The sequence below is a fragment of the Rhodococcus spelaei genome, assembly GCF_006704125.1.
GTDB classification, from domain to species: domain Bacteria; phylum Actinomycetota; class Actinomycetes; order Mycobacteriales; family Mycobacteriaceae; genus Rhodococcus_G; species Rhodococcus_G spelaei.
The window spans coordinates 162,329-167,972 of record NZ_VIGH01000006.1; the positions used below are offsets into that span (position 1 = coordinate 162,329).

At 69.0% G+C, this 5,644-nt stretch carries 6 protein-coding genes; 5 read left to right on the forward strand and 1 reads right to left on the reverse strand.

The genetic code is table 11. The annotated features are described in order from the left end of the window. Positions 1-191 precede the first annotated feature (191 nt). The 5 genes from FK531_RS22415 to FK531_RS14645 all read left to right on the forward strand — a co-directional run bounded on the left by FK531_RS22415 (position 192) and on the right by FK531_RS14645 (position 4,905). Positions 192-353 (forward strand): hypothetical protein, encoded by a 162-nt coding sequence (locus FK531_RS22415; RefSeq protein ID WP_181762968.1) that lies wholly within the window; start codon positions 192-194, stop codon positions 351-353. Between the two features lie 134 nt (positions 354-487). Next, complete coding sequence (locus FK531_RS14630; RefSeq protein WP_142100523.1) at positions 488-892, forward strand: chorismate mutase family protein; 405 nt, start codon at positions 488-490, stop codon at positions 890-892. A gap of 10 nt (positions 893-902) precedes the next feature. Continuing rightward, positions 903-3,032 carry an aminodeoxychorismate synthase component I gene (pabB, locus tag FK531_RS14635; RefSeq protein ID WP_142100525.1) on the forward strand — a complete coding sequence of 710 codons (2,130 nt, stop codon included), beginning with the start codon at positions 903-905 and terminating at the stop codon, positions 3,030-3,032. After that, the gene (locus FK531_RS14640) at positions 3,029-3,925 is read left to right on the forward strand and encodes a prephenate dehydrogenase dimerization domain-containing protein (protein WP_246098165.1); all 897 of its coding nucleotides are present in this window, start codon (positions 3,029-3,031) and stop codon (positions 3,923-3,925) included. Before pabB ends, FK531_RS14640 begins: the two co-directional genes overlap by 4 nt. Then, a complete protein-coding gene (locus tag FK531_RS14645) occupies positions 3,922-4,905 on the forward strand; it encodes a diiron oxygenase (RefSeq protein WP_246098166.1) in 984 nt (327 codons plus the stop codon). Before FK531_RS14640 ends, FK531_RS14645 begins: the two co-directional genes overlap by 4 nt. A gap of 26 nt (positions 4,906-4,931) precedes the next feature. On the opposite strand, the gene FK531_RS14650 is transcribed toward FK531_RS14645, so the two are convergent. After that, complete coding sequence (locus FK531_RS14650) at positions 4,932-5,462, reverse strand: DUF1214 domain-containing protein (RefSeq protein WP_220126953.1); 531 nt, start codon at positions 5,460-5,462, stop codon at positions 4,932-4,934. Positions 5,463-5,644 lie beyond the last annotated feature (182 nt).

Here is a 5,644-nt window from a genome sequence, read left to right on the forward strand (position 1 = left end):
CACACCTCCGCTGGCGGAAGAGGCTTCTCGGCCCGGTTCGGCGGGTCTCGCCAAGACCAGTAAACACCGATGACGGTCCCTTCATTCGCGGTTCACCCAGGCAATTCGGTCTCGCGGTCGCACGTCGTGGCGATGCAGCCCTTGGTGTCGCCAGCATCTTCACCGTGGGTTGACAGGGCTGTTCGCGACCGGTGAACGTCCTGGACGAGCTCGGCGCCGAACTGGACCGCGTCGTTGCGCAGGACTGGTCGGTGTCCGCGAACGAACTCGAGGTGGGCATCCCGGCATCACACACCGCGGAATGCGCGCTCACCCGTCGAGTCGGGATCGTGATCTTCGAGAACGTTCGATGAACTGATCCGATTCCGGCCCCGTGAGAACATGAACGTGTCGGGGATGGACAACGAACGCAGCTGACGGATGTGGATCGGCGCCGATGTCGAACTGGGCACGCGCCGGCCCCGGACGATGCAAGGCGGTGCCGACCATGGACGACACGAACGGCCGCAACGGAGCCGGGAGGACGGATCGGACGATCCACCGAGAGGTGTCCGCCCCGCATGCCCACGACGAACTCGAGTCGCTCCGCGAGGAACTGGACCGGATAGACGGCCAGCTCCTCGACAGCGTGCGAGACCGGATCGACGTGTGTGCGCGCATAGCGGTCGTCAAACGACGGTCCGCCATCCCGATGATGCAGCCGCGCAGGGTCGGCGCCGTGCACGAGCACGCACGGTCGTATGCCCAGCGACACGACCTGTCGGTGGACTTTCTGCGGAACCTCTACGACCTCCTGATCGCGGAGACGTGCCGCGTCGAGGACGCCATCATCGACGCGGTCGAGCCACCGGACGAACTGGGCGTGCGCGTTCGCGCCGTCGGCGGCGACTGAGGGCCGAACCGTGCGGACCCTGCTCATCGACAACTACGACTCGTTCACCTACAACCTGTACAGCCTGCTGACGGAGGTGAACGGTCGTGAACCCGTGGTGGTCGCGAACGACGTCGACTGGGGGACGGTACGGCGGTCCGAGTACGACAACATCGTCGTGTCCCCCGGCCCCGGCCGGCCCGAGCGGCGCCGGGACTTCGGGATCAGCAGCAACGCCGTCACCGAGTCCGGGCTGCCCGTGCTGGGTGTGTGCCTCGGTCACCAGGGGCTGTGCTACCTGTTCGGCGGACGGGTGTCGGGTGCCCCGGAGCCGATGCACGGCCGGATCTGCTCGGTGCAGCACACCGGCCGTGACCTGTTCGCAGGAATCCCGTCACCGTTCCGTGCCGTGCGGTACCACTCGCTGGCGGTCGACGAGTTGTCGCCGGACCTGGAGGCCGAGGCCTGGGCGGACGACGGGGTGTTGATGGCCGTCCGCCACCGCGAATTGCCGTTGTGGGGCGTGCAATTCCATCCCGAGTCGATCTGTACCGACTACGGGCGTGAGCTCCTGACGAACTTCCGTGACCTGACTCCCCCGCGGTCCCGGATGCCCCGCGTGGATGCCCCCGCACCGCCGCCGGCGACGCCCGAGCCGGGACATCGCTACCGGGTGCGCAGTGTCACGGTCGACCGTGCGGTCGACCCGCGTGCGGTGTACGAGAGGCTCTTCGCCGGCGGCCCGAACAGCTTCTGGCTCGACGGCAGTTCCGCATCCGACGCGCAGTCGAAGTTCTCGGTGATGGGCGACTCGTCCGGTCCGCGCGCCGAATTCGTCACCTACCGAGTCGCGGAGACAACGGTTCGAGTGCACCGCGACGGCCACCCGACCACCGAGTTGAGCACCACCCTGTTCGACTACCTCGACGAGCAACTGCGTACGCGGGCGGTCGCACCCCGGCTCGACCTGCCGTTCGCGTTCACCCTCGGTTACGTCGGCTATCTCGGCTACGAACTCAAGGCCGACACCTGCGGACAGTTGGTGCACGCGTCCGCGCGTGCGGATGCCGCCGTCGTCTTCGCCGACCGGGCGCTGGTCGTGGACCACTCCGTGGGTTGTTGCCACCTGCTGGTCCTCGACGACGGCACCGACGAGCCGGAGGGCGACCGCTGGCTGCGCGAGACGAGCGATGCGATCCGTACGCTCGACGAGGTGCCCGACCAGTCCCCGCCGGCGCCCCCACTCGTTCCCGCGGAGGCCGACATCGACATCCGGTTCCGGCACGACCGCGCCACGTATCTCGGCCTCATCGACCAGTGTCTGGGTGAGATTCGCTCCGGCGAGACCTACGAGGTGTGCCTGACCAATGTCGCGTCGGTGAATCGGACGGTGGATCCGCTCGAGGGGTTCTCCTGCCTGCGGGAGATCAGTCCCACCCCCTACAACGCGCTGCTGAGGTTCGCCGGCATCTCCGTACTCAGTGCCTCGCCCGAACGGTTCCTGCGGATCGGTGGGGATCGGACCGTCGAGTCGAAGCCGATCAAGGGAACCCGGCCGCGGGCGTCGGAGCCCGGGGAGGACGAGGAACTGCGCCGCGGGCTGCTCTTGAGCGAGAAGGACCGAGCCGAGAACCTGATGATCGTCGACCTCGTCCGCAACGACCTGTCGAGGGTGTGCGTACCCGGTTCGGTCCACGTCCCGAGATTGTTCGACGTCGAGACGTACGCCCCGGTGCACCAACTGGTCTCGACCGTCCGCGGCACGTTGCGGGCGGATGCCACCGCGGTGGACTGCCTGCGGGCGACCTTCCCCGGCGGTTCGATGACGGGGGCACCGAAGGTCCGCACCATGGAGATCATCGACAAGCTCGAGGACGGTCCCCGCGGCGTCTACTCGGGGGCCATCGGGTACCTCTCGCTGACCGGAACCGCCGACTTCTCGATCGTCATCCGGACGATGGTCGCCGCGGAGAACGAGGTGACGTTCGGGGTCGGCGGCGCCATCGTCGCGCTGTCCGATGCGGACGACGAGTTCGAGGAGACGATGGTCAAGGCGCTGACCATGCGGCGGTGCCTCTCCGTCGCGGACGAGCCGTCGGGTGACGATGCCCTGCCGGACATTTCGGAGTCGGACAGGCCGGGGGGACGGTCCCGGCCGTGACCGCGAACCGGGCTCCGTCGACGGTCGTCGCGGGCGGCCGTGGGGCGGTCGGCACGATGCTGGTCGAACTGCTCCGCTCCGACGGGCAGCAGGTGGTCGTCGCGGATCCGCGGGACGAGCGGGGGCTCGACATCACCCGGCCCGACGACGCGCTCGACGCGGCGCTGGGGGACGCGGATTCCGCCCTGCTCGCGGTGCCCGAGACCGTCGCCCGGGCCGCGACGGTCGTGCTGCGAGATCGGCTGCGCCCCGGGGCATTGCTGGTGGAGACCCTGTCGGTCAAGTCGCGGGTCGCCGAGTCGATTCGGGCTCTGGGGACGCCCGCGGTCGGGATCAATCCCATGTACGCGCCCGCGCTCGGCATGGCGGGCAGGCCCGTGCTCGCGGTGGTCCACCACCCCGGAGCCGCGGTCGAGGTGTTTCTCGACCTGCTGCGGCGGGCCGGCGCGACGGTCGTGCCGGTGACAGCGGCCGAGCACGACCGGTTGTGTGCGGCGACGCAGGCGGCGACGCACGCGTCGGTGCTGGCGCTGGGGCTGGCGCTCGCCGACCTCGACGCCGGCACCGAGGCATCACTTGCCGCCGCGCCCCCGCCGCACACCCTCACCCTCGCGTTGCTCGCACGCATCACGCTCGGGAGTCCGGCGGTGTACTGGGATGTGCAGGCGGCCAATCCGTTTGCGCGCGAGGCGCGGGCCGCGTTGGCTGCGGGCCTGGACCGGTTGTCGCGGGTGTGCGAGTCCGGCACCGAGGCAGAGTTCGCCGCCTTGATGGCGCAGGCGCGGGGTCGGTTGGGCGAGCACGCACCGCACTACGGTGACCTGTGTGCGGCACTGTTCGACGCGCTTCCGCTTCCCCTCGGGGTGCGCACCGCGGGAGGGCGGACACCGTGAACGACCGACGCGCACCCGGCGTGGAGGACCTACCGCACGCCCCGCAGCTGCCTGAGTTCGACCCCGACGACCCCGTCGAGAGCGCGGTGATCGGGGGGCTGGTCCGCAGCTGGCCGCACCGTGCCACCGTCCGCAGGTCCGAGCCGGACCTGGACGAGGTGTTCGAATCGGCCAAGGCAGACTTCGCCGAGGAGCTCATCCCGTTCCGGGATCACCCGGTGTACCTGGGGCTGGACGAGTCGACCAGGGACTGCATCCGCGCCTGGGCGTGGATCGCCTACAACAAGAACGTCGTCGACATCGAGCAGCACGTCGTCAACCCGGGCTTCCAACTGCTGCTGGAGGATTCGCTGCGCACCGGACTCGGCGACACCGCGCGGTCGTCGGTGGTCCAGGCGATGGTCGACGAGCAGTACCACACCCTCATGCATCTCAACGCCAGCGCGCTGACCCGCCGACGGCGGCCGTGGCGGCTGACCGAGCGGACACTGCCGGTGAGCCTGACCGTGCGACGGCGGCGCGACGCGGTGGCGCGTCAGGAAGATCCGCGGTCGGCGGCGCTGGTCACGCTCGCATTCACCACCGTCGCCGAGACGTCCATCGGCGCCTATCTGGGCCTGATCGCCGACGACGAGACGGTGCAACCGGTCAACAAGGCGACGGTCGCGCTGCACCGTCGCGACGAACGAGCGCACGCCGCGGTGACCTCTGAACTGGTGGCGCTCGTGTACGACCGGCTCCGCCCCGACGACCGCCGAATCCTGCTGGCGGGCATGGCCGACGGCGTCGCGGCCTTCACCGCCGCCGACTACGCGGTGTGGTCTGCGATCCTGGCGACGGTGGGCGTGGTCGGTGCCGACGAGATGCTGCGGGAGGTCGCGGAGGGGCCCGGCGACGGGCGGCTGGTCCAGGACTGCAGTGCCATCGACCGGCTGCGCGCACAGTTGGAGGGCCGGAACGGGCCGCGCGCCGCGCCTTGAGCGTCGTCGAACGGTCGGCTCGTGGGCTATCCGATGGCGGTGACATCGTCGAGGATCCAGCTGTCGTCGAATGCGGCGACAGTAGGCCCGTAGATGCGGAAGTATGCGAACCAGCCCCGTCCCGGGATTGTCTGCACCCATGCAGCAGCGTCTCCCTCGGCTGGTTGCGGGCCGAATGCGATGTCGACCTGGTCGCCATCGAGTGTGCCGTCGAGCTCGAACAAGGATCGGACGGCAGCGGCGCCCTGGTCGGTGTCGATCTGCGAGCGGGTTTCGGCGTCGTAGACGGTCAGCGACCAGAACAAGCCAGCGGGGACGGGTAGGGGCACACGGAGCCGGTAGGAGCGGCCGCCGTCGAGGTAGGCGCCAGTGGCGTCGCGGGCAACGAACCAGTACAGCGATCCGGTCCCGGCTTGTCGTCGAAACATCACCGGGGAGGAGGCGATCGCCTGATAGAACCATGTCTCGCGAGCGTCGACGTCGATGTGTCCGTCGACCTCGAAGTTCGCATTCTCGGGACGCAGCGTCACCCATTCCCATTGCCGGTCGGACCACACGACCCTGACAGTGAAGCGGGTTCTCGGTGACTGGCGGTGTTGATGCATTCAACCTGAAGTTGTGATGGTTGACGATGAATTGGCCGTCGGCGTGGCGTGAAGGCGACATAACGGATTGACTCCGAGCTGTGGGGTTCTCGACTTCCGCGGAGACATTCTCCGGCGACCTTCGCCGGTTCCGC